The organism is Enterococcus sp. 3H8_DIV0648 (assembly GCF_002140655.1).
GTDB classification, from domain to species: domain Bacteria; phylum Bacillota; class Bacilli; order Lactobacillales; family Enterococcaceae; genus Enterococcus_A; species Enterococcus_A hulanensis.
The window spans coordinates 1308282-1310300 of record NZ_NGLG01000001.1 but is presented as its reverse complement, the minus strand read 5'-3'; the positions used below and the strand labels follow the sequence as shown (position 1 = coordinate 1310300).

Genomic DNA, 2019 nt, shown 5'->3' with positions numbered 1-2019 from the left:
CTATAAAAGGTAGTGAAGGAGCTCTCGCATCGCGTCTAGATGTGTATAAGAGACAGGTCTAAATCCATTCAATCGTTATGCGATCGCTGCTGTCTCTTATACACATCTAGATGTGTATAAGAGACAGGTATGAATTATTTACGTGAAAAATTTGAAGATTCATGCTGATGGGATACTTGGTTAATTATAGCGAATCATTATTGTCTAAATCCATTCAATCGTTATGCGATCGCTGAGATGCGAAAAGTTGGTTGAGGGACAATACCTTTGAATAATAAGAATAGCTCAAATTTTTGCTTTCGTATATAGTAAACTGCCATAGCTGGGACTCGTTCTTCTTTAAATAAACGAAAAAAGGAAATGCCGAAGCATCTCCTTAAAGTGATTGAATCAAAACAATCTTATTTGATTTAGAGTCCGAGTAAAGTGGATAGTATTTGGCCACCTTGCAGTAAAGCCAGACTGTATAGGAAGATCGAAGCTGGTTTGGCTAAAAAGATGATTGCACTGTATTTCTTAAAGGACATGTTCGTCAGACTAGCCATCAAACACAAGGCATCGTCTGGTGCGACAGGTAAGAAAATCGCCAAGGCGAACAATTTATCAAAACGCGGATCATCCAGCCAATGACTGTATTTTTGATATACCTTATCACTAACGAGATGCATAATCATCGGCTTGCCATAGTGTCTGCCCATTAAGAACAGGATCAAGGAACCGATGACGATCCCAACATAATTATATACAAATCCCCAGTATGGCCCGAAAATCAAGACCCCGGCTGCGAGGCTGATACCACCTGGAATGATTGGAATAACGACTTGGATGATTTGAATCAAAACAAAAATGAGCGGTCCGGCGATCGGTGAATGCCCGACGAGTTGTCTCAACGAATTCATATCATTAAATACTCCTAAGCGATAGAAGTAGAAGGTTAAACTAACAGTTATGGCGATGCCCATTAACGAAATTATATTTAGCAGTCTTCTGGATTGAACAACACTCATTTGATTCATCTCCTTTGTCTTTCTAAAACAAAGTATATAGGATTAATTCACAAAATGCATAGGTCTGAGGCTGTCTCTTATACACATCTAGATGTGTATAAGAGACAGATACTAAAGTACAAACGTTCTTGAGGAGTGGATGGAAATGGAAGAGACAGTATTCTTTAACCTTGGCAATGCAATTGCCGCGAAGCGTGATCCGAAGGAATTGATTAAAGAAGCGCAGATCGTCAAAGATAACCGTGATCGGCTAGGAAAATTAGTGATCGTTGAAGGTGAAGGAAAAGATGACCTGATCTTGTTTGATTTAGCAGATCAAGAGGAACCATCAGAAAAGAACGAACCTTTTACAGTGAAAAAGATTATTGAATAATCATGGAATCCTTCGTTTATTAAACGGAGGATTTTTTTAGCGTGTCAAATCGGAATAATCGCTGTCTCTTATACACATCTAGATGTGTATAAGATAGCGCTTCAAGTAAGAGAAGAATTAGGCTTGGCAGATTTTTCATTTATGCTGGCCGATTTAGTGCATTATATTTTTATGAAAACAAAATCCAATGCGACTTTGCGTCGTTTTTATATATTTTTTGAGGAGTATTTTGATAAGAAGGAGTGGCGTGTGCTGCTGATCAAATTATTTCCGGCAAAAACGTATATCGCTGAAAAGCTGAAAACATTATTTACGCAATTTATCAAAGAACCACTAGCAGGATTAGTCGGTTCATGAAGAGGAACAAATAAAGAACAAGAAGAAAATTAAACGAAGGGACTGAAAAAATGGCGACATTAGATATTGAATTTGAAAATAGTAATGGAAAAGAGCAGCATTTGCGCTTGAAGGATTTTAGTATGCGCAACTCTGCCGCAGAACTCAAAGCGACTTTAGAGAAGTTCACGCTGTTGAATCTATTTGAAAAAGATGGCGTAGGTTTATATAAGAAATTAAAACATGCAACAATCTGTCTCTTATACACATCTATTTGAAAAAGATGGCGTAGGTTTATATAAG

General features: G+C 37.6%; 3 protein-coding genes and 1 pseudogene. 3 read left to right on the top strand and 1 reads right to left on the bottom strand.

The features are described from left to right. Nucleotides 1-410 precede the first annotated feature (410 nt). Nucleotides 411-1007: a TVP38/TMEM64 family protein gene (locus A5875_RS06005; RefSeq protein WP_088932763.1), complete on the bottom strand. Its 597-nt coding sequence runs from the start codon at nt 1005-1007 to the stop codon at nt 411-413. 145 nt (nt 1008-1152) lie between these two features. Between A5875_RS06005 and A5875_RS06000 the strand changes: the two genes are divergently transcribed. The 3 genes and pseudogenes from A5875_RS06000 (at nt 1153) to A5875_RS05990 (ending at nt 1994) form a co-directional block, all read left to right on the top strand. Further along, nucleotides 1153-1380: a hypothetical protein gene (locus A5875_RS06000; RefSeq protein WP_088932762.1), complete on the top strand. Its 228-nt coding sequence runs from the start codon at nt 1153-1155 to the stop codon at nt 1378-1380. A 93-nt stretch (nt 1381-1473) separates the two neighbouring features. Then, nucleotides 1474-1737, top strand: a pseudogene (locus A5875_RS05995) (hypothetical protein); the annotation flags it as partial. A 50-nt stretch (nt 1738-1787) separates the two neighbouring features. Further along, nucleotides 1788-1994 (top strand): DUF2922 family protein, encoded by a 207-nt coding sequence (locus A5875_RS05990; protein ID WP_088932760.1) that lies wholly within the window; start codon nt 1788-1790, stop codon nt 1992-1994. Nucleotides 1995-2019: the final 25 nt, after the last annotated feature.